The organism is Nocardia panacis (assembly GCF_003598715.1).
Taxonomy (GTDB): Bacteria; Actinomycetota; Actinomycetes; order Mycobacteriales; family Mycobacteriaceae; genus Nocardia; species Nocardia panacis.
In genome coordinates this window covers 180,137-205,045 of sequence record NZ_QZFU01000023.1, presented here as the reverse complement: position 1 = coordinate 205,045, position 24,909 = coordinate 180,137, and the positions used below count along the sequence as shown (strand labels likewise).

The following is a 24,909-nucleotide window of genomic DNA, read 5'->3' as shown; positions in this document are numbered from 1 at the left end:
GGGGAACTCAGGAATCGAGGAGGGATTCGCAGGTTTGGAGAAGCTGGGTGCGCAGGGTAGTGGCTTGGGTGGAGAGGCGCGTCTGGGTGCGGGCGTATTCGGCTCGGCCGGTGGGGGTTTCGATGGGGACCGGGGTGTAGCCGTAGGCGGTGAGATCGTATGGGCTGGCGCGCATATCGAGTTCGCGGGCGGCACAGGCGAGTCGGAAGCAGTCGAGCAGGAGGGTGGAGGGGATGTGGGGGGTGAGTTTGAAGGCCCACTTGTAGAGGTCCATATTGGCGTGTAGGCAGCCGGGTTGTTCGCGGCGGAGCTGGTCGTCCCTGGTGAGGTGGATATTGTTGCGGCCCACCGCCTCCGGGGTGAAGAAGCGGTAGGCGTCGTAGTGGGTGCAGCGCAGCGACATCGATTCGACGACGGCGTCGGTGGCCGCCGGGTCCAAGCGCAGCGGCGCCTGGTGGCGGCGTTCGTCGGCGCGGTAGACCATGGCCCACTCGTGCAGGCCGAAGCAGGACAGTTGGGCGGGGCGGGATGCGGTGGCGCGCAGCAGGTTCGCGATGAACTCGACGGTGTCGCGGCGGCGCGCCAGATGGGCCGGGTCGGCGGTGTGACCTTCGGGGACGCGATGGTAGCCGCTCGCGCCCGCGTACTCGTCCGCATCGGCCAGCGTCACGCCGAATCCGGGATGCCACCGGCGCAACTGGGCCGGCTTGTGCCCGTAGTAGGTGAACAGGAAGTCGATGACCGGGTGCGCGGCACCCGCACGCCGTCGTTCGAGGTAGGGGCCGATGAGCGTGTCCACCTCGGCGCGGTGTGCGGCGGCCAGGTCGCGCCACCGCCGCGCGGGGAGTGCAGCGGCCCCTGTCGCATTCGGGCGGGATTCGATCATTCGGCGATCCGGTGCGTGGCGTCGCGCACGGTCCCGACGAACTCCTCGACCAGATCCTCCAGCGCCACAATGCCGGTGGTGTTGCCGCGGGCGTCCACGACCCGGCCGAGGTGGCTGTTGGTGCGGCGCAGCCGGGCCAGTGCCTCGTGCAGGGCGGTGCCGACGCCGACGGTCGGGAGCGGACGAATATCGGTGCGCGGGATGGGCGTCGACGGGCCTGCCGATTCGTCGGCCACCTTGTCGAGCACATCCTTGACGTGCAGGTAGCCGACCAGCGACCCGTCGGCCGCGCGCACCGGATAGCGGGAGAAACCCGTTTCGGCGACGGCGGATTCGATATCGCCGAGGGTGGTCCCATTGCCGCGCAGCGGAATCGAGCGTGTGGTGGCCAGCGGCACCATGACATCGGCGACGGTGCGGTCGCTGGTGCCCAGCGCCTGGGTGAGCCTGCGGTGCTCCTCCTCGTCGAGCAGACCCTCGGAGCGGGATTCGCCGATCATCTCGGCGAGCTCTACCGAGGAGACGGTGGCCTGCAATTCGTCCTTGGGTTCCACGCGCAGCATGCGCAGCGACATATTGGCCGCCCAGTTGTAGACCGCGATGAGCGGGCGGGCCAGCCGCAACCATTGCAGGTGGATCGGGACCAGCAGCAGCGCACTGCGTTCCGGCCCGGCGAGCGCGATATTCTTCGGAATCATCTCGCCCAGCAGGATGTGCAGGATCACCACCACGATCAGCGCCAGCGCGAACCCCACCGGATGCAGCAATTGCTCCGGCAGCCCCAGCAATTCGAACGGGCGTTGCAGCAGATGCGCGAACGCGGGCTCACCCACCCGGCCGAGCAGGATCGAGCAGATGGTGATGCCGAGCTGCGCCGCGGCCAGCATCATCGACAGGTTCTCCCCGGCCCGGATCACCGTCTCGGCCTTGTGTTTGCCCTGCGCCGCAAGGGCTTCCAATCGGTCGCGGCGGGCGGAGATGAGGGCGAACTCCGCGCCGACGAAGAAGGCGTTGCCCGCCAACAGGATCAGCGCGAGCAGCACACCGTAGAGATCACCCATGGCTGGGCTCCTTGCTCAGCAGCGCCGCCGCGCTCTGCAGCACCGATGCGGTGGCCGGGACCAACCGCACCCGGTCGATGCGGCGACCGTCCATGCGCTCCACCACGGCGAGCCAGCCGCCCTCGGAGTGGTCCTCCGGATGGTGGTGGGTGGCAACGGAATTGGGCAGGATCACCTCGTCGCCCGCGACCGGGATCCGGCCCAGGCGGCTGAGGACCAAACCGCCGAGGGTTTCGTACTCGCCCTCGGGGGCCTCGTAGCCGGTGGCCCTGGAGATCTCGTCGATGCGCAGCAGACCCGAGCAGTCCCAGCCGTCGGAGACCCGACGCACGTCCAGCTCCTCCTCGTCGTGCTCATCGCGGACATCGCCGAGAATCTCTTCGATCAGATCCTCCATGGTGAGGATGCCCGCCGTGCCGCCGTACTCGTCGACGACCAGCGCCACCTGCATCCCGTCCGCGCGCACTCGCTCGAGCACCTCGTCGCCGTCGAGGCTGGCGGGCACCACCGGCACCGCGCGGGCCAGCAGCCGCAGCGGAATGGTGCCGCGCACCTGCGCCGCGTGGCTGAACGCCTGCTTGACGTGCACCACGCCCAGGGTGTTGTCCAGGTCGCCATCGATCACAGGGAAGCGGGAGTACCCGGTGCGGTTGGCGGCGGCGAGCAGATCGGCGATGGTGTCGTCCAAATCCAGGGATTCGATCTTGACGCGCGGTGTCATCAAATCCTCCGCGCTGAGCTCGCCGAACCGCAGCGACCGGTCGATCAGCTGCGCGGTCCGCTGATCCAGCGCGCCCCGCACCGCCGAGGTGCGCACCAGCGACCCCAACTCCTGCGGGGAACGCGCCGAACGCAACTCCTCGGCCGGTTCGATGCCGAGGCGGCGCACCACCCAGTTCGCCGTGTTGTTCAGGAAATTGATCAGCCAACCGAAGACCGAGGAGAAGGCGATCATCGGTCCGGCCGTGGCGCGCGCGGTGGCCAGCGATCTGGCGATGGCGATATTCTTCGGCACCAACTCGCCGTAGATCATCGACAGCGAGGTGGCCAGCACCAGCGCCAATACCAGCGAAATGCCCTGCACCGCACCATCACCCAGGCCGAGCGCGGCCACGAGTGGACGCAGCAGTCGAGCCAGGACCGGTTCGGCGATATAGCCGGTGATCAGCGTGGTGATGGTGATACCGAGCTGCGCGCCCGACAACTGGAACGACAGCGTGCGATGCGCCTGCCGGACCAGTCGCGACCGCACATCGCCCACCGTGCGGGCATCGGCCTCCACGGTGCTGCGCTCCAATGCGGTGAGCGAGAACTCGGCGGCGACGAACAGGGCCGTACCCGCCGTCAACGCGATGAATCCGACCAGACTGAGCAGGGTTAGGACGACGGACATCCTCAACACCGCCCGAAGGCGAGCGGCACTGCGGGAAGAAGAAGGGGGACGGCTACGGGAAGGAGGACGCCGGGTTGCTCACCCGGCTCGGTAGAGGAGCCCTCCTGTGCGGCGCCCTCGGACGCGGGTGACAACTGGTTCCTTTCGCATGCACGAGCATTTGGCAACTCTCATGCTACCTGGGCGACGTGCGGTAGCGCGCCGCCCAGGTACCGAAGCGTGTCGAACTCGTCACCGGTTGTAGTCGACTACCACCCGCTGGGGAGCGGCCTGCCCTCGGCGAATCCGGCCGCGGACTGCACGCCGATGACGGCGCGGTCGTGGAATTCGGCCAGGGTGCGGGCGCCCGCGTAGGTGCAGGAGCTGCGCACACCGGAGGTGATGTGGTCGATGAGATCCTCGACACCCGGACGTTCCGGATCCAGCCGCATGCGCGAGCTGGAGATGCCCTCCTCGAACAGCGCCTTGCGGGCGCGGTCGAAGCCGGAGTCGGCGGCGGTGCGGGCGGCCACGGCGCGCTTGGAGGCCATGCCGAAACTCTCCTTGTAGGCGTTGCCGTCGCGGTCGACGCGCAGATCGCCGGGGGATTCGTAGGTTCCGGCGAACCAGGAGCCGATCATCACATTGGATGCGCCCGCCGCCAGCGCCAGGGCCACGTCGCGGGGGTGGCGCACACCGCCGTCGGCCCAGATGTGCACGCCGAGTTCCTTTGCGGCGGCGGCGCATTCGGCCACGGCAGAGAACTGCGGACGGCCCACGCCCGTCATCATGCGGGTGGTGCACATGGCGCCGGGACCGACGCCGACCTTCACGATATCCGCGCCCGCCGCCGCCAGGTCGCGAGTGCCTTGGGCGGACACCACATTTCCGGCCGCCAACGGCACGCCGAGACCCAGATCCCGCACGGCGCGCAGGGTTTCGAGCATCTTCTCCTGGTGGCCGTGGGCGGTATCGATGACCAGCAGGTCCGCGCCCGCGTCGACCAGCGCCTTGGCCTTGGCCGCGACATCGCCGTTGATGCCGACCGCGGCGGCCACCCGCAGTTGCCCCTTGGCATCGACCGCGGGTGTGTAGATGCCGGTGCGCAGTGCGCCGAGGCGGGTCAGCACACCGGCCAGCGTGCCGTCGGGCGCGGTGAGCACGGCCAGATCGGCATGCTTGGCCTCGAGCATCTCGAAGATCTCGCGCGGTGACGTGGCTGCCGGGGCCTGCACGAAATCGGTCAGCGCGACGGCGCGCAACCGGGCGAACCGATCCACATCGGTGCACGACGCCTCGGTGACCACGCCGAAGGGGCGGCCGTTCTCGACCACCACGACCGCGCCGTGCGCGCGCTTGTGCATCAGCGCCACGGCCTCGGACACCGAGCGCTCCGGATCCAGGGTGACCGGGGTATCGGCGGTGAGCGAGCGGCTCTTGACGAAGGCGATGGTCTCGGCGGCGGCGGGCAGCGGCAGATCCTGCGGCAGGACCACGATGCCGCCGCGCCTGGCGACCGTTTCGGCCATGCGGCGGCCCGCGACCGCTGTCATATTGGCCACGACAAGGGGGATGGTGGTGCCGGACCCGTCGGCGGTCGACAGGTCAACGTCGAACCGGGAGGCGACATCGGTGCGGTTGGGCACGAGGAAGACGTCGTCGTAGGTCAGGTCGTACGGCGGCTGATGACCGGGGAGAAATTGCACTCACCCGATGGTAGTGGCGGACGCGGTCGCGCGGGCGAATCACGCGCACTCGATCTGAATGAGATGCCGATCACTATCGAACCGACCGGGCGAACCGCACAATTCGGACATGCGCCTAGGATTCGGGGATGGATATGAGCGCGAGCGTGGAACTGCCGGTCGATTGGGATGTCTCGGTGCGCGCCGCACTCGCCGAATCGCCGCGCCCCGAGTTGGCCGACGGGTCGCTGCAACCGCTCGGGGCCGGAATGGACAGCGTCGCACTGCTGCTGGAGCACGCCGGTGTCGGGCACGTGCTGCGGCTGCCGCAGAGCCTGGACGGCGCGGACGGCATCGCCCGCGAGGCGCGGCTGCTGCCGGAACTGGCGTTGCGGCTGCCGCTGCCCATTCCCGGCTTCCTGTTCACGGCGCCGAATCCGCTCGGTCCCGGCCGATTCTGCGTCTATCCGGCCGTGCCGGGCGACTCGCTGTCCGTCGCGGAATGGGAGCGCCGGGGGATCGCGCGGACTCCCGACGCGGTGCGCGTGCTCGCGGAACTCATCGATGCCCTGCACGGGTTCCCGGTCGACCGCGCGCGCGAACTCGGTATCGAAACCGCCGACCCGCGTGGTGATTTCGCGGAGGACCTGGACGCGGTGCGTGCGGAAGTGATCCCGCTGCTGCCCGCCCCCGAAGCCCGCGCGCTGCTGGCCGCATGGGAGGGGTATCTCGCCGACGACGCGAACTTCGCCTACCGTCCGACCCTGCTGCACTCCGATATCAGCCTCGACCACCTGCTGGTGACCGACACCCGAATCACCGGCCTCATCGACTTCGGCGATACCGAGATCGGTGATCCGGCTTACGATCTCGCCTACCTCTACCCGGAGGCCGGTCCGGCGTTCGTTCGCCGGGTCCAGCAGGCCCGCGGCGCCGACCTGGATCCCGGCCTGGAACGCAAACTCCGCTTCTGGGCCTGCGCCGACCCGGCCCGTGATGTCCTGCACGGCATCGAGAACGACCTGCCGGACTTCGGTGCGGAACGCTTGGCGGTGCTGACCGACACCATCCGCCGCTTCCATCTCTAGGGCGTGTGTCGGAGTCTCATTCGGAGGATGAGACTCCGACACACGCCCTCGGCCTGATAATCAGGCGGCGGCTTGAGCACGGGACAGTCGGATCGTGGTGGCGCACATGACGAGTACGGCCGCCGCGGTGACGACCAGCCCGACGGTGTTGGTGCGGAAGCGCTCGTCGAGAACGGTAATGCCGATGTAGGCGGCGGCCAGTGGTTCGGCGATGGTGACGGCGGGGAGCGAGGCCGCCAGCGGACCCGCCTGGAAACCCTTCTGCTGCAGGAAGAATCCGACAAGGCCCGCGATGATCAGCGCCCAGGTCTGCCAACTGGCGACCACGTGCCCGATACCGTGTTCGAAGAGGGTGGAGACGTATTCGGTCAGGGCGGCGGCCAGACCGTAGAGCGAGCCGCTGGCCGCGCCGAGCAGCAGCGCCCGACGGCTCGGATCGCCGCCGCGCAGGCCGAGGACGGCCGCCACCGCGATCACGACGATCATCAGGCCGAGCGGCAGCGCCCAATCGCCAAGGGGCGCATAGGTTTTGCCTTCACTCGGATTGCCGACGACGAGGAAGCAGGCGAGGGCGCCCGCCAGGGCGACGGCGATGGCCCAGGTGCGTCCGGTGATGCGGCGGCCATTCAACCGTGCGGCCAGCGGCAGCGCGAAAACCAAGGCGCTCACCAGGATCGGCTGCACCAGCAGCACCGCGCCCAGCGCCAGCGCCGCCACCTGGAATCCGTATCCGCCGATATCGCCGACAATGCCCGCCCACCATCTCGGATTGCGGACCAGTTGACCGACCAGCGGCTTGTCCTCCGGCACCGCCGCGGCCGCGCTTTGCTGCGCGACTGCGGCGAGCGCGAACATGAGCGCGGCGATGAGCCCGCAGATGATCGCACCCACCGGATTCCCCGTCACGACTAATTTGCTCCTCGGTTGCGGCGACCACTCGCCCCGGCGTGTCGCCGAGCACCGCCGGGCGTGTCTCCCCTGTTCGGCCTGCCCGCTCCGAACTGTCCGGACCGCGCCGCCGACTTCTCCGCCCCGGATCGCGCCGCGGCGGCGCCACCCGCGCGTCCGCTCGAGCCCGCCTGTGCGCCGGGTTTGCCGCTTCGGGCCGCTCGACCGACACCCGTCCTGGCCTCACCCGCCGCTGCCCTCGGCCTGCCGCCGTCCTGTGGTCGACCCCGTCCGGTGCGGGAATCGGTCTGCGCCGTCCGATGACCCGTACGGGTCGTCCGATCGGCATCGGAATCCACGGCCCGTCCCGCCGAACGGCGGCTGCCCTCGGACCCGGCGCCGCGGCCGGTCTTGGCGACTGCGCGCGTCGCGGTGTCGCCCACCTGTCTGCGGAACTTGCCGGTGGGTGCGGAGGTCTCCGCCGCGGTGCGTGCGGTCTGTCCGCCGCGCCTGCGCGAATTCGCGCCCGGCTCGGGCAGATCCGCCGCCGCGCCCGCGCGCGCACCGGTGATGGCGACCAATCGGGCATCACCCGGACGCACGTTCACGCCCTCGATGTCGATGCCCGCCTTGCGCGTCATCTTCTCGACGTCGGCGCGCTCCTCGGCGGTGACGAGGGTGACGACCGTACCCTCGGCCCCGGCGCGGGCGGTGCGGCCCGCGCGGTGCAGATACGACTTGGATTCGGCCGGGGGATCGGCGTGCACGACAAGGGAGATGTCGTCGACGTGGATGCCGCGCGCGGCGACATCGGTGCAGATGAGGACCGGGACATCGCCCTCGGCGAAGGCCGACAGGGTGCGGGTCCGGTTGTTCTGTGCCTTGCCGCCGTGCAGGGCGCCGACCTCGATCCCGGTGGCGCGCAACTGTTTTGCGAGCCGGTCCGCACCGTATTTGGTGCGGACGAAGATGATGGTGCGGCCCGTGCGCGCGGCGATCTCGGTGAGCACGGCCCGCTTGTCGCCCTTGTCCACGAACAGCAGGTGGTGGGTCATGGTGGTGACCGAGGCGGCGGGCGGCGCGGTGGAGTGGGTGATCGGATCGGTGAGATAGCGCCTGACGAGTTTGTCGACCTCGCCGTCGAGAGTGGCCGAGAACAGCAGGCGCTGACCGTGTTTCGGTGTGCGGTCGAGCAGCTTGGTGACCTGCGGCAGGAAGCCCATATCGGCCATGTGGTCGGCCTCGTCGAGTGCGGTGATCCGCACCTCGGACAGGTCGGCCGAACCCTGGGCGACCAGGTCGGCGAGGCGTCCCGGCGTGGCGATGAGCAGGTCGACGCCGCGCGCGAGCCGGTCGGCCTGGCGCTTGATGGGCGCGCCGCCGACGACCGAGGCGATGCGCAGACCGAGCGCGCGGGCCGGTTCGTCCAGCGAGCGCTCGATCTGGGCGGCCAATTCCCTGGTGGGCGCGAGGATCAGGCCGACGGGACGGGTCGGCTTGGCGGGGGAGCCCGCGAGCCTGGTCACCATGGGCAACCCGAAGGCGAGGGTCTTTCCGGACCCGGTGGGCCCGCGTCCGAGCACATCCCGACCCGCTAGAGCGTCGGCGATGGTCGCCGCCTGGATGGGGAACGGCGCCTCGATGCCGTCGCGGCGCAGCGCTTGCACCAGGACGGCGGGCAGGCCGAGCTCCGCGAAACTGGCGGATGTGGAACGGGTCACTGAATGGGTGCCTTTCGTGCCTCGGCGCGGCAAGCTGTGGCACTCGTGGGTGCGGCCGAGCGGATGAGTCCGGCTGCGAACCGGTTGATCAGGGGTGATTCGATTATCGAGCCTACCGCCCGGCAGGCTCCACCGACGAATCGCGGTGCTGGGGATTCGTCTGGGTAAACCCGGTGGGCGGCCGGGTCCCGCCTCAGGAACGGAACAGGCGGCTGAGTTCGACCAGCCAGGGAATGGCCACGGCCAGTGTGGGCACCACGAGGATGGCGGCGGAGCCCAGGTAGGCGGCGGCGGAGAGCTTGCGGTCGCCGAGCGGACCGGACAGGCGCTGGATGCGGATCAGGGTGCTCGGCCCGCCGACGGCGAGCGCGCCCTGCGGGGCGGTGGACTTGGAACAGGCGACCAGCGCGCGGGCCAGCGGGCGCGGACCCGTCGCCTTGACCGCGGAATCGTCGGCGAGCAGTTCGATGAGCAGTTTGACCGAATCCAGCGCCGATTTGCTGCGCACCAGGCGCGGGAAGGCTTCGTGCGCGGCGGTGAACGCCTCGAGGACCAGGTCGTGGCGGGCGCGCAGATGGGAGCGCTCGTGGCTGAGGATGGCCGCGAGCTCCTTCTCGTCGAGATTGTCGAGGGTGCCCGCGCTGACCACGACGCGCCGCCGCAGACCGGGTAGGCAGTAGGCGATCGGTTCGGGGGCGGCCAGGACCCGGATATCGGCGGCGCGCCGGGCCGGGCCGCCCTGATCCAGCAGATCCACGAGCATGCGGTGCTTGGCGCGTCGTCTTCGGGTGTGCACGCCGACCCGCAGCACCGCCCAGATGAGCCGCGCGCCCACCAGCAGGGTGAGTGCGAAGACGAAGATGTAGGCCAGCCACAGCGGCAGCCCGAGCGCGTCTATCTCGCGGGTGGGGGAGGTGGTCGGCCTGCCGTCGGGGCCGGGAACCAGCAGTTCGGCGGCGATGGCCAGACCGGAGCCGAAGGCGCTGAGCACGGCCGCCAACGCGATGGCCTGCCACAGCACCAGCGCGGCGCGCGGGGTCCGGTAGGTCCACTTCGCCCGCGCCAACAGTGCCGGGGCGGGACCCGCGAGAAGCAAGGCGAGTCCGGCGAATACCGGCGCGGTTGCGTTCATCTCGACTCAGCTCACTGCGTTGTGGGGGTCTGGTCCGAGGATTCTACTGCTCGATGTGGCTGCGCTGCCGCTCAATGGGGCGGCGCTGCCTCGTCCTCGTCTTCGTCGGTTTCGAGCTTAGCGAGTGCCTCGCGCAGTGCCGCGGCCTCGTCCTTGCCGACCTGTTCGACGAAGTGCACCAGCGCGGCGGCGCGGCTGCCCGCCTCCTCGGCCTGCTGCAGCGCGTCGACCATCAGGCTGGCCACCAACTCGTCGCGGGTGTGGACCGGGGCGTAGCGGTGGGCGCGGTCGTCGCGTTGCTGGACCACCAGATTCTTCTTCGCCAGGCGTTGCAGCACCGTCATCACCGTGGTGTACGCGAGTTCGCGGCGGGCGGCCAGTGCCTCGTGCACCTGCCGAACGGTTTGCGGTTCGTCGCTGGACCACAGTTGGTCCATGACCGCTTTCTCGAGTTCACCAAGTCCTGCCATTCCCCAAGTTTACGGACTCAACGACGCGATTGCGTACTACACCTTGTCGTAACTGACCGGTAGCTGTGTGGCGTTACTCACGCGGACATGGCGCGCGCCGATGGGCGTGATCATCGGGCGGCCGGAGACCGGATCCTCGAGCACGGCCGCCTCGAGGCCGAACACCTCGCGCAGCAGCGCCGCGTCGATGATATCGGCCGGTTCCCCCTGCGCCACAATGCGTCCCGCCCGCATCACCACCAGTCGGTCGCTGTAGCGGATGGCCAGATTCAGATCGTGCAGCACCATCACCACCGTGCGGCCGTGCTCGTCGTGCAGTCGGTCAACCAGATCGAGCACCTCGAGGGAATGGGCCAGGTCCAGATAGGTAGTGGGCTCGTCGAGCAGCAGGATATCGGTGCCCTGGGCCAAGGCCATGGAGATCCAGGCGCGCTGGCGCTGGCCGCCGGACAGTTCGTCGAGAGTGCGCTCGGCCAGGTCGGCGATGCCGGTCCGGGCCAGCGCGGCCAAAACCTCGGCCTCGTCGTCGGCGGACCACTGGCGCAGCCAGGACTGATGCGGATGACGTCCGCGCGCCACCAGATCCGCGACCGTCAACCCTTCGGGTGCGGTCGGTGTTTGCGGCAGCACGCCGACCGCGCGCGCCACCTCCCTGGTCTTCATGCTCGAAATGGCCTTGCCGTCCAGGACGATGCGACCCGCGCGCGGGCGCAGCAGCCTGCCCAGCGAGCGCAGCAGCGTGGATTTGCCGCAGCCGTTGGGGCCGATGACGGTGGTGATCAGGCCGGGTTCGATCCGCAACGAGAGCCTGTCGATGATGACGCGCTCGCCGTAGCCGAGGGTGAGGTCCTCGGCGGCGAGCCGATAGTCGGTCATGAGAGCGTTGCCTTCCGATTCACGCGCATGAGCAGGTAGAGCAGGAACGGTCCGCCGCAGGCCGCGGTCACCACGCCGACCGGCAGGTCGGCCGGGAACAGCGTGCGCGCGACCAGATCCGCGCCGACCACGAGCAGCGCGCCGACCAGCGCCGCGCCGACCAGCGGTTCGCCGGGGGCGCGCAGCAGTCGCCGCGCGATCTGCGGCGCCGCCAATGCCACGAAGCCGACCGGACCGACCGCGGCGGTGGCGACGGCCGCCGCGACCACGGCGGCGGTGAGCAGCACCGCCTGTTGCGTCTGGATGCGCACACCGAGCGCTCTGGTGGTGTCCGCGCCGAGACGCAGCGCGGCCAGGGTTCTGGTAGACGCGACGGCGACGCAGGCGGCGAGGGCGAAGGCGAGCGCGGCGGGCGCCAGATGGGATTGGTCGGCGGCATTGAGGGAACCGTTGAGCCACAACTGCACCCGGCTCGCCTCGAGCAGACTGGCTCTCGTCAGCAGCCAACTGATACCGGAGAGCAGCAGCGCGTTGACGCCGATTCCGATCAGCACCAGCCGCAACCCGGACACCCCGTCGCGTCCGATCGCCAAGACATAGATGGCGGCCGCCGTGCCGAGTCCACCGAGGAGGGCGGCCAGCGGCGTGCCGACGGTGGCCGCGAAACCGGTTGTCGCGCCGCCGGTCCCGACAATGACCGCGACCGCGCCCAGGCTCGCTCCCGAGGTGATGCCGAGCATGTCGGCACTGGCCAGCGGATTGCGCAGGATCGACTGGGTCAGCGCGCCGGACAATCCGAGGGCCGCCCCCACCACCACTGCGGTCAGCGCCCGCGGCAGGCGCGATTCCAGAATGATGAAGCGCTGCGCCCGACTTCCGCCGCCGCTCAACACCTCCAGGACCCGGCTCGGCGGAATGTGGGTGTCGCCGAAGGCGATATCGAGGCAGAACAGCGCGAACAGCAACCCGGCCATGCCGAGGGCGAGCGCGATCGCCCTCGGCCGCGCGAGGAAGGAGACCGATCCGATCCGGACCGCCGAGACCAGGGGCGTGCTCACAGCGCCGCCAATCGCCGCCGCCGGACCATGACGAGGAAGAAGGGCGCGCCGAGCGCGGCGAGCATCACGCCGACCTGCACCTCGCCCGGCCGGGCCACCACCCGGCCGACGATATCGGCGAGCAGCAGCGAAAGCGCGCCGAGCACACCGGAATACGGGATGAGCCAGCGGTAGTCCGGACCGGTCCAGACGCGCGCGATATGCGGGACGACCAGACCGAGGAAGGCGATCGGCCCCACCGCCGCGGTCGCGGCCCCGCACAGCAGCACGATCGCGGCCAGCCCCACCGCCCGTCCGCGCCCGAGGTGCACGCCGAGTCCGCGCGCCACCTCGTCGCCGAGGCTCAACAGGTTCAGCGTCGGTCCGGACAGCGCCGCGAGCGCGATACCGACCGCGAGGAAGGGCAGCACCTGCCAGAACACCGAGGCGTCGCGGCCCGAGACCGCGCCGACCACCCAGAACCGGTAGGTGTCCAGTGTGGTGCCATCGAGCAGCACAACGGCATTCGTCATGGCCTGTAGGAAGGCGGCGACCGCCGAACCCGCCAGCACCAGCGCCAACGGGCTCGCCCTCCCGGTCGACGCCGCGCCGAATACCACCAGTCCGGCCAGCAGCGCGCCCGCGAACGCGAACCAGATGTATTGCTCCGGCGCGGTGAAGCCGAACAGGTAGATGCTCAGTGCCGCGAGGAAGGCCGCACCCGCGTTCAGTCCGAGCAATCCGGCGTCGGCCAGCGGATTGCGGGTGTAGCCCTGGATCAGTGCGCCCGCGATGCCCAGGGCCGCGCCGGTCACCGCGGCCAAAGCGGTGCGCGGCAGGCGCAATCCGCGCACGATCTCGGCGGCGGTGTTCTCGGCCGGGCAGCGGAACGGTCCGCCCGCGCAGCCGACGGCATGGGCGAGCGCGTCGAAGACCGCGGCGGGGGACAGCGAGCGCGTTCCGATCATGATTCCCGCCACGGCGAGGACCCCGAGAAGTGCGGTGAGCGCGAGCAATCCGGCGGTGCGGCGGCGCGCGGGCGAGGTGCGACGATGGGTGGGTGGGACGCGCCGTGCGAGGGCGACTCGAGGGTTCACGGCGACGAATAACTCCTGACATCGTGCGGCAGTGCGGGTCTTGCTAGGTCTGGTAAGGCTAACCTATCTTGCAACGGCACCAGTCCGACGAGGAGGTTCGATGCCCGAGCTCATGACAACCTGCGCACCCCGGCGTGCGCACCAGACATTCGGCCGGGTGGGCGCCCGGCTGCGGGGGTTGCAGCCGGAGCATCCGCGCGTCTACGCCGTGGCCGCCATGGCCGACCAGGGCAAACGCCGCTGGTGGCAGCTCGCCGAGGGCGCCGGGGAGGGGCGCGTCGACCTGATGTATCGGCGGCATGCCGCCGAGATGAGCAGTCCGGCCATGGCGGCGGAAGTCGTTGCCACCGCGCTGATCCACGGCATTGTCGGTCGGGTTGCCGCGCTGCTCGTCCTGGAGGGTCGAGCCTGGGATCCCGGACTCGAGAACCTGTGGCTGCACACCGACAATGACGGGGGCCTGGACTGGGCGGGCTTGGCCGACACCACGATTCGCGTGGTCGCGGGTGACCCCCTAGCGGGTGATCGCGGCGTTCTCGTGCTGCCCTGCGGGGAGGCCATGACGCTGTGGTTGGCACAGCGCTGCGCCTCCTCGCTGACGCTGGTGCAGTCGACGCTGGCGCGCTGCGCCCGACTGAGCGCCCGCCGCTTCTGGGAACTGGTCGGCGAATCCGTCACGGGCGCGGCGACTTACGTGCCCGAGTTGGCGCGCACCGATGCGGCGCTCGCGGCCCGTCGCGGCGAGGCGCTGCTCGCCGCGCTCGAGCATCGGGGACTCGCCGCGCGGCGCCTGCGGCTTGCGTAGTTAGGTAAGCCTGACCTATACTTGCCGAGGCGTCAGGATCGAGAGCGAGTCCCGAGGGCTGCGGTGACCCCCGATCCCCTGCCGCGACGGGCTCCATGTTTTCCCACCGCATGGAGCCCGTCGCTCTTTTTCCGAATGCCTTGCGGTGGAAGCCCTTTCTCGTCGTGGCCGGACCCCGGACGCCGGCGTACCGGACATCCGTGTCACGCTGTCGACCATGACACAGCAAGAAGTCTCGGAGAATCGGGCACTGGCCGACGCACTGGCCGAACTGACGCCGGAGGGCACCAACCGACTCAGCGCGGGCACCTTCACCGACGAGATCGGACTGCGCTTCACCGAGGTCACCCCCGACCGGGTGCGCGGCGAACTGGTGGTCACCCCTCGGCTGCTGCAAATGGCGGGCATCGTCAACGGCGGCGTCTACTGCACCGTCATCGAATCCCTCGCCAGCATCGGCGGCGCGGTCTGGTACAACGCCAATGGCAATGTGGGCACCGTCGTCGGCGTCAACAACAACACCGACTTCCTGCGCGCCGTGCGCTCGGGCACCCTGCACGGCGAGGCCACCCCGCTGCATCGCGGTCGACTCCAGCAACTGTGGGTCGTCGTCCTCACCGACGACGAGGGTCGCACCATCTCGCGCGGTCAGGTGCGATTGCAGAATCTGCCGCAGCGCGACTGAACTACGGCGACAGGTCGACCGTCAGCTTGATCAACGCCAGCGCGGCGGCGCACGGATCGGGCGCGGCGCTGTGCGAATGATTGCGCACCCGCCAGGTGACGGTGGTGCCATTGCTGGCCGCGCTCACCGCGCAATCGCCCGGATCCGTCGGCGAGCGCAGGTAGAACCCCGTGGCCGTGGTTCGGGTGCCGAAAATGTCCTGCACGATCGTCAGATGCTCCAGGCGGTAGCCGTCCTGTTCGGCCCGCTGCCACGCCTGCTGCAGCGACTGCTGCCGCACCGCCGTGAAGGTGACATCGGACTGCGCCTCGCCGCGCGCGACGTGCCAAACGCACACCGGCGGATGATGCTGCGGCGTCAGCGAACTGGCGCCGAGCGCCTCGGTGATCTGATCCGGGGTGAGCACCGAGCAGTCGGCGAACGGATCGACGATGGGCGCGGCCGCCCCCGGTCCGTCGGCGGACGAACACCCGGCCACCAGACCGGCCGCCGCCACCGCGCCCACGCCGAGCAGGCGCATCCGCCGTGCGGTCACGGTCGCTCCCTTCCCTCGATCACCACGGCCAAGGCTACCGCCGCCGGGTATCGCCCCGCCCGTTGTCCTCGTCCATCCCATGATGGGCTGTCATCACCGTGACGGATGGGCCTCAGCGTCCGCGCCAACTCCTGCGCCTGCTGTAGGACAGCCAGGTCAGTACCGACTGCTGAAGATAGCGCACGGTGTTGTGCGCGTACTCCGCCTGCTGTCGCACGCCGTCGACATCCGCGCCGAGCAGCCTGATGGCCGCGTCGAGATCGGCTGCGCCGGAGGGGATCTCGGCACCAAGGTGGCGGGCGGCGCGGGACAGTTGCAGTTGGGTGTCCAGGGTGCGGGAGATGGTGCGCTCCGTCGCGTTCAGCCGCGAGATGGTCTCGCCCAGATCGGTATCCCTTGTGGCGGCGTCGATCTCGGCCCGATCGGCATCCAGCGCGGCGGTGACGCCGTGGCCGACGAGTTCGGACGCCTCGTTGAGCGCCCACAGCAGGGCGTACATGACGCCGTGCGGCGAACCGGTCAACGCCGGGTCGCGCCGCATCTTCATCGCGGCGCCGTCGAAGGGGAGGAAGCGTTCCGACGGTTGCAGGGTGACCAGGAAGTCCGCCCCGAGGGCGAAGACGATGGTCTCGCGGGTGACGGCCTCGGCACTGCGGTAGTTGGCGGTGACCGGCAGATAGCGGAAATCGCCGGTCTCCCAGGGGCGTTCACCGGCGGCCGGGAAGTCCACGCCGAGTCGTTCGCGCAGCACGGCGGCGGTGTCGTCGTCGGCGCGGGCCAGCGGGATCCAGTGCCGATGCAGCACCTCGGTATCGAAGCGGCCGTTGGCGGCCCGCAGCAGGGGAGTGGACATCGCGGCTAACGCCGTCCGAGGAGCTGGCCTGCGGTGGAACGCGGTGCGCACCTTGTTGTTTCGGGCTGTTGATTGGTCATGGTCGTACTCCAATGTGTCTACTGGTGGCTGCCCTCGGCGGTACGCACCCGCACCACCGCGGCCGGAACCTGTTGGGGTGCCGACCGTTCGGGTCGAAGGGGGAAGTTCTGGCGGGCGGCGCGCCGGCCGCCGGGCGCGGATCAGCCTCGAGGTGGCGCAACCTGTTTCGCACGGGGTATCCGGTCACCGATGTCGATACTGTCATCCGGCATCCGCCGCTCACCCCGCTTCGTCGTGGTTGCTGCCCGATAGGTGATCCGTGGCGCGAAACGCGCCACCGACCATTAGAGATCACCCCGCTCGCCTCGTCAATCGAAGGTGCAACACCGCACACCCGCGGCGGTCCGCATGACGAATTCCCGCGCGATACATCACGATCCGATACCCGCGGCCCGCTCGGACCGCGCCGTCGGCGAACGCTGATGCGCGCGGTGTCCGGCGGGCGCATGCTGGAGGAGTTGGTTGACACGGTGATCGAATCTTGGGGGTTCGTCGTGGGTGAGGACATGGTGCGAGACGACCGAGATGACACGGCCGCGGACACGGCCCGAAACGACACCGCCGCGGACACGGCCCGAAACGACACCGCCCGAGACGACGGCGCGGCACAGCGGGACGGAGCGGCGATGGACGCCTATTCCCGGACGGTGGTGGCCGTGGCGGCGGCGGTGACACCGCATGTGGCGAGTGTGCGGACCCGGCGCGGGGGTGGTTCGGCGGTGGTCTTCACCGATGACGGCGCCCTACTGACCAATGCGCACGTCGTCGGCGACGCCCTGCGGGGCGAGGCGGTGTTCGCCGACGGGAGCGAGGCGCGTTTCGAGGTGGTCGGGGTGGATCCGCTGTCGGATCTGGCGGTGCTGCGGGTGCGCGGCGGCGCGCCGGGCGCGGCGCCCCTGGGGGATGCGGACCATCTCGTGGTCGGACAGTTGGTGGTGGCGGTGGGCAGCCCGCTGGGGTTGGCGGGGTCGGTGACGGCGGGTGTGGTGAGCGCGTTGGGTCGCGCGGTGCCGGTGGCCTCGCGGCGGGCGGGTCGGGTGATCGAGGACGTCATCCAGACCGATGCCGCGCTGAATCCGGGCAATTCCGGTGGTGCGTTGGCCAATTCGGCGGCCAGGGTGGTCGGGATCAATACCGCGGTGGCCGGTATCGGACTCGGCCTGGCGATCCCGATCAATCGGACCACCCGCCGCATCATCACCACGCTGCTGCACGAGGGCCGGGTGCGTCGCGCCTACCTCGGACTCGTGGGCGTTCCCGCGCCGCTGCCCGCACCCGTGGCCGCCCGCACCGGTCAGGACGCGGGTGTGCGCATCGTGGACATCGTGCGCGGCGGCCCGGCCGAGCAGGCGGGTCTGCGTCGCGGCGATCTGGTGCTGAGTGTGGCCCGCGCCGAGGTCCGCGACGCCCAGGGCATTCAACGTCAACTCTTCGACGACGCGATAGGCCGTTCCCTACCGGTCACCGTGCTGCGCACCGGTGCGATGGTCGACGTGATCGCCGTCCCCATCGAACTGCCCGGTGACTGATACCGAGGTGTCCGGTCAGTCCCGCGCGGCGACCGGCACCGGTGTTTCGACCTCGTCGAGTCGCCACCGCATATCGACGAGCAACCCGATAACACCGATGGCGAAGCAGATCACCGTCACCACGATCGAGGCGACGCTGAGGTGGCCGGTCAGCGCGTCGCCGAGCAGAACGGTGCCGACGGTGCCGGGAATGATGCCGAGGAAGGTGGCCAGCAGATAGGGCGCGAAGGGTATCGCGGACAGGGCGGCGCAGTAGTTGACGACGGAGAACGGTGCGGCGGCGATGAGGCGCAGCGAGCCGACCGCGAGCCAACCGCGGCGGGCCAGATGGCGGTTGACGGCGCGAACGGCGGGGTGGGTGAGGCGCTTGGCGACGCGCTCGTGATCGAGGGCGCGCACGAGTCCGAAGGCGAGGACGGCGCTCACAGTGGTCGCGCCGACGGCGACCAGGATGCCGATCCACGGGCCGAACAGTAGGCCGGCGCTGAGGGTCAGCACGGTGCGCGGGAAGGGTGCGATGGTGATCAGAACGTGGGCGAGGAAGAACAGCAGGACGAACGAGGGGCCGATGGCGTGCGCCCACTGCTGGATCTCGCGCGGGCCGGGCAGTGGAACCAGTAGCGCCGCACCGAAGACCGCGAGTACACCGACGACGAGTGCCGCGGTGCGCGGGTCACGGATCAGCCTGGTCACTCGGCACAGCGTACCGCTCGGATCTGTTTCGCCCGCCCACGCGCCGGACTACCATCGAACTCGGCGCGATGGTTTCGATTCCTCCGCGTTGAACTGCGCGAACCCGAGATCGTTCGCCATGCGAAGCAGCCACACAGTGCCATGCGAATATCGTGCGAAGTATGGGCGGGTGCCGCGGTATCCGGTATTCCTGAGGTGACCGGCGGTAATCGGCCGAACCGAGCGCGGTACCTTGCGTCACCGCGCGATCCGGAATGGAGCGCCGCCACGATGGAACAGAAAGCTGCGACGATGCCGAGTGGTTCAGATCCCGTGCCCGACTATGCCGCCTGGCGCAAGGGCGTGGCCGGTGTGCTGGCGAAGGCGCGGCGCGTCGACACCGCCGACCTGCCCGCGGAGCCGGAGCATCTGCTCGATGCCCGCACCTATGACGATGTGACCATCGCCCCGCTGTACACCCGCCGCGACGAGCGCCCCGAGTTGCCGCTGCCGGGCGTGTACCCATTCGTTCGCGGTCGCGACGCCACCCGCGACGCGCACCGCGGATGGTTCGCCTGCGCGCGGATCACCGAACCCGAGGCGACAGCCGCCAATCGCGAACTGCTGACGGGTCTGGAGAACGGTATCGGCGCGGTCTGGCTGCGGGTGGGCGCGCACGGCGTCGCGGTCGAACGGATGTCGACGGCGCTGTCGGGTCTGCTGTTCGAGCTCGCCCCGCTGGTGCTCGAGGCCGGTTCGGCGGCGAACGCGGCGGCCACGCAGGTGTTCTCGCTGCTGGATGCCGATACGCCGCAGCGGCGCGCCGATATTCAGGTCTATCTGGGTGCGGGTCCGCTGACCAGCAGGTTCGTCGGCGCCGACGATATCGGGCTGGACGAGACGGTGGAGTTGGTGCGCCGCGCGGCGGCCCGCGCCGAGACGGTGCGGGCGATCACCGTGTCCGGCACCGTCTTCCACGAGGCGGGCGCCTCCGACGCGCAGGAACTCGGCGCCGCCGTCGCCGCGGGTCTGGAGTATCTGCGTGTGCTCACCGATTCGGGCGTCGATATCGCGGACGCGTTCGGCCAGTTGAGTTTCCGCTTGGCCGCCACCGACGACCAATTCGCCACCATCGCGAAATTCCGCGCGGCGCGTCGGATCTGGGCCAGGGTGGCGCATGTGTGCGGGGCGCCCGCCTTCGGTGGCGCGCCGCAGCACGCGGTCACCTCGGCGGCCATGATGACCCAGCGCGATCCGTGGGTGAATATGCTGCGCACCACGCTGGCCTGCTTCGGCGCTGGTGTGGGCGGCGCGGATCTGGTGACGGTGCTGCCCTTCGATTCCGCTTTGCCGCCCGGCGAATTGGGGGTATCCAAGGCGTTCGCCGAGCGCATGGCCCGCAATACCCAGTTGCTGCTGCTCGAGGAGTCACATCTGGGGCATGTGCTCGATCCGGCGGCCGGTTCCTGGTATGTGGAGGACTACACCGCCGAATTGGCCGAGAAGGCTTGGGAATTCATGCAGGAGTTGGAGGCGGCGGGCGGCTACCGCGCCGTGCTCGACTCCGGGTTGCTGGCCGAGCGGATCGGCGCGACAGCGGCGCGGCGCGATCGCGATATCGCGCACCGCGCGACGACGGTCACCGGCGTCAACGAATTCCCGAATCCGGTGGAGGCCCCGCTGTCGGCGGCGGCGCGGCGGCCCGGCCCGAATGCCCGCTACGGTGCGGCTTTCGAGGCGCTGCGCGACCGCTCCGACGCCTACCTGGCCGCGCACGGCGCGCGGCCGAAGGCGCTGCTGGTGCCGCTCGGCTCGGTGGCCGAACACAATGTGCGGGTCACCTGGTCGGCGAATCTGTTGGCTTGCGGCGGTATCGAGGCCGTCAATCCCGGCCCGCTGAGCGTGGCGGCCATCGCCGAGGCCGCCGCCGAATCCGGCGCGCGGATCGCGGTGCTGTGCGGGGCCGACGCCCGCTACGCCGAGCAGGCGGGCCATGCGGTCGAGCGTTTGCGCGCGGCGGGTGTGCGCACGGTGCTGCTGGCCGGTGCGGCCAAGGCGGTGGCCGAGGTGGCCGAGGATATGCGCCCGGATGGGTATCTCGCCGCGAAGATGGATGCGGTCGAGGCGCTTTCGGGTCTGTTGGAGAAGGTGGGTGCCTGATGACACTGGGTGGTATAGAACATCTTGGGATTGAACATCGCATCGGCAGTTTCGCCGACGTGCCGCTGACCGCGCCGCAGCCCGCGCCGGTCGCGGCCGAGCAGGTCGCGGCGTTCGTGGCGGACGCCGCCGCGGCGAACAACTACACCCCCGAGCAGTTGGTGTGGTCCACGCCCGAGGGGATCGACGTGCCGCCGATCTTCACCGCGGCCGATCGTGCGGTCGCGGTGGCCGAGGGCTATCCGCTCGACAGTGTGCCGGGTATCGCGCCGTTCGTGCGCGGCCCGTATCCGACCATGTACGTGAACCAGCCGTGGACGATTCGCCAGTACGCGGGCTTCTCCACGGCGGCCGACTCGAATGCCTTCTACCGCCGCAACCTGGCCTCCGGACAGAAGGGCCTCTCGGTGGCCTTCGACCTGGCCACCCATCGCGGTTACGACTCCGACCATCCCAGGGTGCAGGGCGATGTCGGAATGGCCGGTGTGGCCATCGATTCCATTCTCGACATGCGCCAACTGTTCGATCAGATCCCGCTCGATCAGGTCAGCGTCTCGATGACGATGAACGGCGCGGTGCTGCCCATCCTCGCGCTGTACGTGGTGGCCGCCGAGGAACAGGGCGTTTCCCCCGAACAATTGGCCGGAACCATTCAGAACGACATTCTGAAAGAGTTCATGGTCCGCAATACCTACATCTATCCGCCGCGACCGTCGATGCGGATCATCTCCGATATCTTCGCCTACACCAGCGCGCGGATGCCCAAGTTCAACTCCATCTCCATCTCCGGCTACCACATCCAAGAGGCCGGTGCCACAGCGGATTTGGAACTCGCCTACACCCTGGCCGACGGCGTCGAGTACCTCAGGGCCGGTATCGCGGCGGGCATGGAGGTCGACAAGTTCGCGCCGCGACTATCGTTCTTCTGGGCCATCGGCATGAACTTCTTCATGGAGGTGGCCAAGCTGCGGGCCGGGCGGCTGCTGTGGAGCGAGCTGGTAGCGAAATTCGAGCCCAAGAGCGCGAAATCGCTGTCGCTGCGCACCCATTCGCAGACCTCGGGCTGGTCGCTCACCGCGCAGGACGCCTACAACAATGTGGCGCGCACCTGTATCGAGGCGATGGCCGCGACCCAGGGCCACACCCAGTCGCTGCACACCAACGCCCTCGACGAGGCGCTGGCGCTGCCGACGGATTTCTCCGCCCGCATCGCCCGCAACACCCAGCTGCTCATTCAGCAGGAGTCCAACACCACCCGCCCGATCGATCCGTGGGGCGGCTCCTACTACGTGGAGTGGCTGACCCACCAGCTGGCCAACCGCGCCCGCGCGCACATCGCCGAGGTGGAGGCGCACGGCGGTATGGCGCAGGCGATCTCGGAGGGCATCCCGAAGCTGCGCATCGAGGAGGCGGCCGCCCGCACCCAGGCCCGCATCGATACCGGTCAGCAGCCGGTGATCGGGGTCAACAAGTACCAGGTGGAGGAGGACCAGCAGGTCGAGGTCCTCAAGGTCGACAACTCCAGGGTGCGCGCCGAGCAGATCGAGAAGTTGGCACAGCTGCGCGCGGAACGCGATTCGGTGGCCGTCGAGCGCGCTCTGGCCGAATTGACCAGGGCCGCCGCCGCATCCGAGGGCGGAATGGCCAATAACCTGCTGGCCCTCGCCATCGACGCGGCCCGCGCCAAGGCCACCGTCGGCGAGATCTCCGACGCGCTGGAAAAGGTGTACGGTCGCCATCAGGCCGAGATCCGCACGCTGTCCGGGGTCTACCGGGACGAGGCAGGGAAGGTCACCAATATCACCAAGGCGAGTGAACTGGTGGAGGAGTTCGCGGAGGCGGAGGGTCGCCGTCCGCGCATCCTGGTCGCCAAGATGGGCCAGGACGGCCACGATCGCGGGCAGAAGGTGATCGCCACCGCCTTCGCCGATCTGGGCTTCGACGTGGACGTGGGTCCGCTGTTCCAGACGCCGGAGGAGGTGGCCCAGCAGGCGGCGGACAACGACGTGCACGTGGTCGGGGTGTCCTCGCTGGCGGCGGGTCATCTCACGCTGGTGCCCGCGCTGCGGCGGGCGCTGGCCGAGGTCGGGCGGCCCGAGATCATGGTCATCGTGGGCGGTGTCATCCCGCCGGGCGATTTCGACGAGCTGTATCGGGCGGGGGCCGCGGCCATCTTCCCGCCGGGCACGGTCATCGCCGACGCGGCCATCGATCTGCTGAAGAAGTTGGGCGCGGAACTGGGTTACGAGATCGGCATCGTCGCCGGATGAGTGCGGTGCACGGCGATTCGGCTCCGAGTGCCGCGCACTCTGATTCATCGCAGAGTGCCGCGCACTCTTATTCATCACAGAGTGCCGCGCACTCCGATGCGTCAGCGCCTGCGCCGCACTCTGATCCACCGCCGCGTGGCCGTGTGATCGATGTGGACGCGCTCGCCGACGCGGTGCGCGCGGGGGAGCGGGCCGCGTTGGCGCGGGCCATCACGCTGGTCGAGTCGACGCGGTCGGATCATCGCGAGCTGGCGCAGCGGCTGCTGCTGCGGCTCACCGCGGCGGCGGCGCGGATCGTCTCCAATCGGGTGGGGATCACCGGTGTGCCCGGCGTCGGCAAGTCGACCTTCATCGATGCCCTCGGCATGCAGTTGATCGAGCGCGGTCACAAGGTCGCGGTGCTGGCGGTGGATCCGTCCTCGACCAGGACCGGCGGGTCGATCCTCGGCGACAAGACCCGCATGGCGCGTCTGTCGGTGCGGCGGGAAGCCTATATTCGTCCCTCGCCGACGGCGGGCACGCTGGGTGGCGTGGCCAAGGCGACCCGCGAGACCATCGTGCTGCTCGAGGCGGCGGGCTATGACGTGATCCTGGTGGAGACCGTCGGCGTCGGCCAGTCCGAGGTGACGGTGGCGGCCATGGTGGACGTGTTCTGCTTCCTCACCCTGGCCCGCACCGGAGATCAGTTGCAGGGCATCAAGAAGGGTGTGCTGGAGCTGGCCGATCTGGTCGCGGTCAACAAGGCGGACGGCAAGCACGAGATCGAGGCCAAGGCCGCGGCGCGGGAATTGGCGGGCGCGCTGCGGCTCATCCATCCGCGCGAGGCGCTGTGGCGGCCCCCGGCGCTCACCATGAGCGGCCTGGAAGGCATTGGCCTGGACAAGTTCTGGGATACGGTGCTCGAACACCGTCGCGTGCTCACCGAGGCGGGCGAATTCGCCGAGAAACGTCGCCGTCAGCAGGTGGACTGGACCTGGACCATGGTGCACGACCAGCTCCTGCGCCGCCTGAGCGACCATCCGAAGGTGAAAGCCGTTCGCGCCCAAGTGGAGAAGGATGTCCGCGACGGCACCGTCACCGCCGCCATGGCCGCCGCGGAAATCCTGGACGCCTTCGACAGTTGAGCTATTCGATCCCGAAAAGCTCGGCAGCGTTGTGGTGGAACACCTTTCGCAGCCAGTCCGGGCCGAGGTCGAGGCGTTCGACGGCCTGCACGGCGTGCTGGTATGGGTAGGGGATATTCGGAAAGTCGCTGCCGAAGAGGATGCGATCGCCGAACGCGCTCAGGCGATGGCGTTCACCGGGTGGGAAGGGGTCGGCCTCCTCGAAGAAGTCCGTGAACGCCATGGTGGTGTCCAGGCGCAGATTCGGGGACCGCTCGACGAGATCGAAGAATCCGGTGTACTCGGGCGCGCCCATGTGCGCGATGATCAGCGACAGGCGCGGGAAGCGGCGCAGTAGTTCGGCCAGCGGTTCTGGCCCGGTGAATTCGGTGGCCACCGGGCCGGACCCGCAGTGGATGAGCACCGGCGTGCCCGCCTCCTGCAGCATCTCCCACACCGGATTCAGCAGCGGGTCGGCGGGATGGAATCGGCCGACCTGAATGTGCACCTTGAACAGTCGGGCGCCGCGCTCCAGCGCCGCCGCGACATAGCTGTCCGCGTCGTGCTCCGGGTAGAAGGTGGCGGTGTGCAGGCAATCCGGTGTGCGCGCGGCGAATTCGGCGGTCCACTCGTTGAGCCATGCCGCCATGTCGGGGCGGTGCGGGTAGACCAGCGAGCCGAAGGCGCGAACGCCGAAGCTGCGCAGGGTCTTCAGTCGGACCTGCTCGTCGTCGCGGTAGGCGATGGGCCACTCCCGCCCCACCAGCGGACCCGCCGTGTCGAAGTACGCCCACACCTTGCGCATGACCTGTTCGGGCATGAAATGCGTGTGCACGTCGATGATTCCGGGCAGCCCGAGTCGGGCGCGGAACTCGGCCAGGTAGGTGACGTCGTTGTCCACCG

The 24,909-nt window shown here is 69.5% G+C and carries 22 protein-coding genes; 7 read left to right on the top strand and 15 right to left on the bottom strand.

The annotated features are described in order from the left end of the window. Positions 1 to 7: 7 nt before the first annotated feature. The 4 genes from D5S18_RS19915 to D5S18_RS19900 form a co-directional block, all read right to left on the bottom strand. Positions 8 to 886 carry a 3-methyladenine DNA glycosylase gene (locus D5S18_RS19915; RefSeq protein WP_239003887.1) on the bottom strand — a complete coding sequence of 293 codons (879 nt, stop codon included), beginning with the start codon at positions 884 to 886 and terminating at the stop codon, positions 8 to 10. Then, positions 883 to 1,947 carry a hemolysin family protein gene (locus tag D5S18_RS19910; RefSeq protein ID WP_120042560.1) on the bottom strand — a complete coding sequence of 355 codons (1,065 nt, stop codon included), beginning with the start codon at positions 1,945 to 1,947 and terminating at the stop codon, positions 883 to 885. The genes D5S18_RS19915 and D5S18_RS19910 overlap by 4 nt, the downstream gene beginning before the upstream one ends. Further along, entirely contained in the window at positions 1,940 to 3,340 is a 1,401-nt protein-coding gene (locus D5S18_RS19905) for a hemolysin family protein (protein ID WP_120042559.1), read from the bottom strand. Before D5S18_RS19905 ends, D5S18_RS19910 begins: the two co-directional genes overlap by 8 nt. 248 nt (positions 3,341 to 3,588) lie before the next feature. Beyond that, on the bottom strand, positions 3,589 to 5,025 hold the full coding sequence (locus tag D5S18_RS19900) for a GuaB1 family IMP dehydrogenase-related protein (RefSeq protein WP_120042558.1): 1,437 nt from the start codon (positions 5,023 to 5,025) through the stop codon (positions 3,589 to 3,591). A 128-nt stretch (positions 5,026 to 5,153) separates the two neighbouring features. On the opposite strand from D5S18_RS19900, the gene D5S18_RS19895 reads away from it, so the two are divergent. Beyond that, positions 5,154 to 6,092: a phosphotransferase gene (locus D5S18_RS19895; protein ID WP_120042557.1), complete on the top strand. Its 939-nt coding sequence runs from the start codon at positions 5,154 to 5,156 to the stop codon at positions 6,090 to 6,092. Positions 6,093 to 6,152: 60 nt separating this feature from the next. Here the strand turns inward: D5S18_RS19895 and D5S18_RS19890 are convergent, their stop codons facing one another. The 7 genes from D5S18_RS19890 to D5S18_RS19860 form a co-directional block, all read right to left on the bottom strand. Further along, positions 6,153 to 6,998 carry a DMT family transporter gene (locus tag D5S18_RS19890; protein WP_120042556.1) on the bottom strand — a complete coding sequence of 282 codons (846 nt, stop codon included), beginning with the start codon at positions 6,996 to 6,998 and terminating at the stop codon, positions 6,153 to 6,155. A gap of 2 nt (positions 6,999 to 7,000) precedes the next feature. Continuing rightward, the gene (locus D5S18_RS19885) at positions 7,001 to 8,701 is read right to left on the bottom strand and encodes a DEAD/DEAH box helicase (protein WP_120042555.1); all 1,701 of its coding nucleotides are present in this window, start codon (positions 8,699 to 8,701) and stop codon (positions 7,001 to 7,003) included. A 193-nt stretch (positions 8,702 to 8,894) separates the two neighbouring features. After that, positions 8,895 to 9,833 carry a M56 family metallopeptidase gene (locus D5S18_RS19880; RefSeq protein WP_120042554.1) on the bottom strand — a complete coding sequence of 313 codons (939 nt, stop codon included), beginning with the start codon at positions 9,831 to 9,833 and terminating at the stop codon, positions 8,895 to 8,897. 71 nt (positions 9,834 to 9,904) lie between these two features. Next, positions 9,905 to 10,303, bottom strand: coding sequence for a BlaI/MecI/CopY family transcriptional regulator (locus tag D5S18_RS19875; RefSeq protein ID WP_120042553.1), 399 nt, complete (start codon positions 10,301 to 10,303; stop codon positions 9,905 to 9,907). A gap of 36 nt (positions 10,304 to 10,339) precedes the next feature. Further along, the gene (locus tag D5S18_RS19870) at positions 10,340 to 11,179 is read right to left on the bottom strand and encodes an ABC transporter ATP-binding protein (RefSeq protein ID WP_120042552.1); all 840 of its coding nucleotides are present in this window, start codon (positions 11,177 to 11,179) and stop codon (positions 10,340 to 10,342) included. Beyond that, the gene (locus D5S18_RS19865) at positions 11,176 to 12,237 is read right to left on the bottom strand and encodes a FecCD family ABC transporter permease (RefSeq protein ID WP_239003886.1); all 1,062 of its coding nucleotides are present in this window, start codon (positions 12,235 to 12,237) and stop codon (positions 11,176 to 11,178) included. The genes D5S18_RS19870 and D5S18_RS19865 overlap by 4 nt, the downstream gene beginning before the upstream one ends. Next, complete coding sequence (locus D5S18_RS19860; RefSeq protein WP_239003885.1) at positions 12,234 to 13,313, bottom strand: FecCD family ABC transporter permease; 1,080 nt, start codon at positions 13,311 to 13,313, stop codon at positions 12,234 to 12,236. Before D5S18_RS19860 ends, D5S18_RS19865 begins: the two co-directional genes overlap by 4 nt. A gap of 100 nt (positions 13,314 to 13,413) precedes the next feature. On the opposite strand from D5S18_RS19860, the gene D5S18_RS19855 reads away from it, so the two are divergent. Then, positions 13,414 to 14,118, top strand: coding sequence for a hypothetical protein (locus tag D5S18_RS19855; protein WP_120042551.1), 705 nt, complete (start codon positions 13,414 to 13,416; stop codon positions 14,116 to 14,118). A gap of 217 nt (positions 14,119 to 14,335) precedes the next feature. Next, positions 14,336 to 14,803, top strand: a complete 468-nt coding sequence (locus D5S18_RS19850) for a PaaI family thioesterase (RefSeq protein WP_120042550.1) — start codon at positions 14,336 to 14,338, stop codon at positions 14,801 to 14,803. Position 14,804: 1 nt separating this feature from the next. Here D5S18_RS19850 and D5S18_RS19845 read toward each other — a convergent pair whose 3' ends face one another. Together D5S18_RS19845 and D5S18_RS19840 are read right to left on the bottom strand one after the other, a co-directional pair. Next, positions 14,805 to 15,338 carry a DUF3558 family protein gene (locus D5S18_RS19845; protein ID WP_158607907.1) on the bottom strand — a complete coding sequence of 178 codons (534 nt, stop codon included), beginning with the start codon at positions 15,336 to 15,338 and terminating at the stop codon, positions 14,805 to 14,807. Positions 15,339 to 15,450: 112 nt separating this feature from the next. Next, a complete protein-coding gene (locus D5S18_RS19840) occupies positions 15,451 to 16,191 on the bottom strand; it encodes a magnesium transporter CorA family protein (RefSeq protein ID WP_120042548.1) in 741 nt (246 codons plus the stop codon). 707 nt (positions 16,192 to 16,898) lie between these two features. Between D5S18_RS19840 and D5S18_RS19835 the strand changes: the two genes are divergently transcribed. Continuing rightward, positions 16,899 to 17,801, top strand: coding sequence for a S1C family serine protease (locus D5S18_RS19835; RefSeq protein WP_120042874.1), 903 nt, complete (start codon positions 16,899 to 16,901; stop codon positions 17,799 to 17,801). Between the two features lie 15 nt (positions 17,802 to 17,816). On the opposite strand, the gene D5S18_RS19830 is transcribed toward D5S18_RS19835, so the two are convergent. After that, the gene (locus D5S18_RS19830; RefSeq protein ID WP_120042547.1) at positions 17,817 to 18,494 is read right to left on the bottom strand and encodes a TVP38/TMEM64 family protein; all 678 of its coding nucleotides are present in this window, start codon (positions 18,492 to 18,494) and stop codon (positions 17,817 to 17,819) included. 291 nt (positions 18,495 to 18,785) lie between these two features. Between D5S18_RS19830 and D5S18_RS19825 the strand changes: the two genes are divergently transcribed. From D5S18_RS19825 to meaB, 3 genes are read left to right on the top strand one after another with little or no spacing between them, the layout of a single operon-like run. Beyond that, positions 18,786 to 20,633 carry a methylmalonyl-CoA mutase family protein gene (locus D5S18_RS19825; RefSeq protein ID WP_120042873.1) on the top strand — a complete coding sequence of 616 codons (1,848 nt, stop codon included), beginning with the start codon at positions 18,786 to 18,788 and terminating at the stop codon, positions 20,631 to 20,633. Then, a complete protein-coding gene (gene scpA, locus D5S18_RS19820) occupies positions 20,633 to 22,903 on the top strand; it encodes a methylmalonyl-CoA mutase (protein WP_120042546.1) in 2,271 nt (756 codons plus the stop codon). The genes D5S18_RS19825 and scpA overlap by 1 nt, the downstream gene beginning before the upstream one ends. After that, entirely contained in the window at positions 22,900 to 24,027 is a 1,128-nt protein-coding gene (meaB, locus tag D5S18_RS19815; RefSeq protein ID WP_120042545.1) for a methylmalonyl Co-A mutase-associated GTPase MeaB, read from the top strand. The genes scpA and meaB overlap by 4 nt, the downstream gene beginning before the upstream one ends. 1 nt (position 24,028) lies before the next feature. On the opposite strand, the gene D5S18_RS19810 is transcribed toward meaB, so the two are convergent. After that, a complete protein-coding gene (locus D5S18_RS19810; RefSeq protein WP_282434861.1) occupies positions 24,029 to 24,907 on the bottom strand; it encodes an amidohydrolase family protein in 879 nt (292 codons plus the stop codon). Positions 24,908 to 24,909 lie beyond the last annotated feature (2 nt).

What these genes read in the sequence shown, in the direction of transcription:
- D5S18_RS19915 (WP_239003887.1), bottom strand. Translation starts at nt 886, where the DNA reads ATGATCGAATCCCGCCCGAATGCGACAGGGGCCGCTGCACTCCCCGCG.
- D5S18_RS19910 (WP_120042560.1), bottom strand. Translation starts at nt 1,947, where the DNA reads ATGGGTGATCTCTACGGTGTGCTGCTCGCGCTGATCCTGTTGGCGGGC.
- D5S18_RS19905 (WP_120042559.1), bottom strand. Translation starts at nt 3,340, where the DNA reads ATGTCCGTCGTCCTAACCCTGCTCAGTCTGGTCGGATTCATCGCGTTG.
- D5S18_RS19895 (WP_120042557.1), top strand. Translation starts at nt 5,154, where the DNA reads ATGGATATGAGCGCGAGCGTGGAACTGCCGGTCGATTGGGATGTCTCG.
- D5S18_RS19880 (WP_120042554.1), bottom strand. Translation starts at nt 9,833, where the DNA reads ATGAACGCAACCGCGCCGGTATTCGCCGGACTCGCCTTGCTTCTCGCG.
- D5S18_RS19875 (WP_120042553.1), bottom strand. Translation starts at nt 10,303, where the DNA reads ATGGCAGGACTTGGTGAACTCGAGAAAGCGGTCATGGACCAACTGTGG.
- D5S18_RS19870 (WP_120042552.1), bottom strand. Translation starts at nt 11,179, where the DNA reads ATGACCGACTATCGGCTCGCCGCCGAGGACCTCACCCTCGGCTACGGC.
- D5S18_RS19855 (WP_120042551.1), top strand. Translation starts at nt 13,414, where the DNA reads ATGCCCGAGCTCATGACAACCTGCGCACCCCGGCGTGCGCACCAGACA.
- D5S18_RS19850 (WP_120042550.1), top strand. Translation starts at nt 14,336, where the DNA reads ATGACACAGCAAGAAGTCTCGGAGAATCGGGCACTGGCCGACGCACTG.
- D5S18_RS19840 (WP_120042548.1), bottom strand. Translation starts at nt 16,191, where the DNA reads ATGTCCACTCCCCTGCTGCGGGCCGCCAACGGCCGCTTCGATACCGAG.
- D5S18_RS19835 (WP_120042874.1), top strand. Translation starts at nt 16,899, where the DNA reads ATGGACGCCTATTCCCGGACGGTGGTGGCCGTGGCGGCGGCGGTGACA.
- D5S18_RS19825 (WP_120042873.1), top strand. Translation starts at nt 18,786, where the DNA reads ATGCCGAGTGGTTCAGATCCCGTGCCCGACTATGCCGCCTGGCGCAAG.
- scpA (WP_120042546.1), top strand. Translation starts at nt 20,633, where the DNA reads ATGACACTGGGTGGTATAGAACATCTTGGGATTGAACATCGCATCGGC.
- meaB (WP_120042545.1), top strand. Translation starts at nt 22,900, where the DNA reads ATGAGTGCGGTGCACGGCGATTCGGCTCCGAGTGCCGCGCACTCTGAT.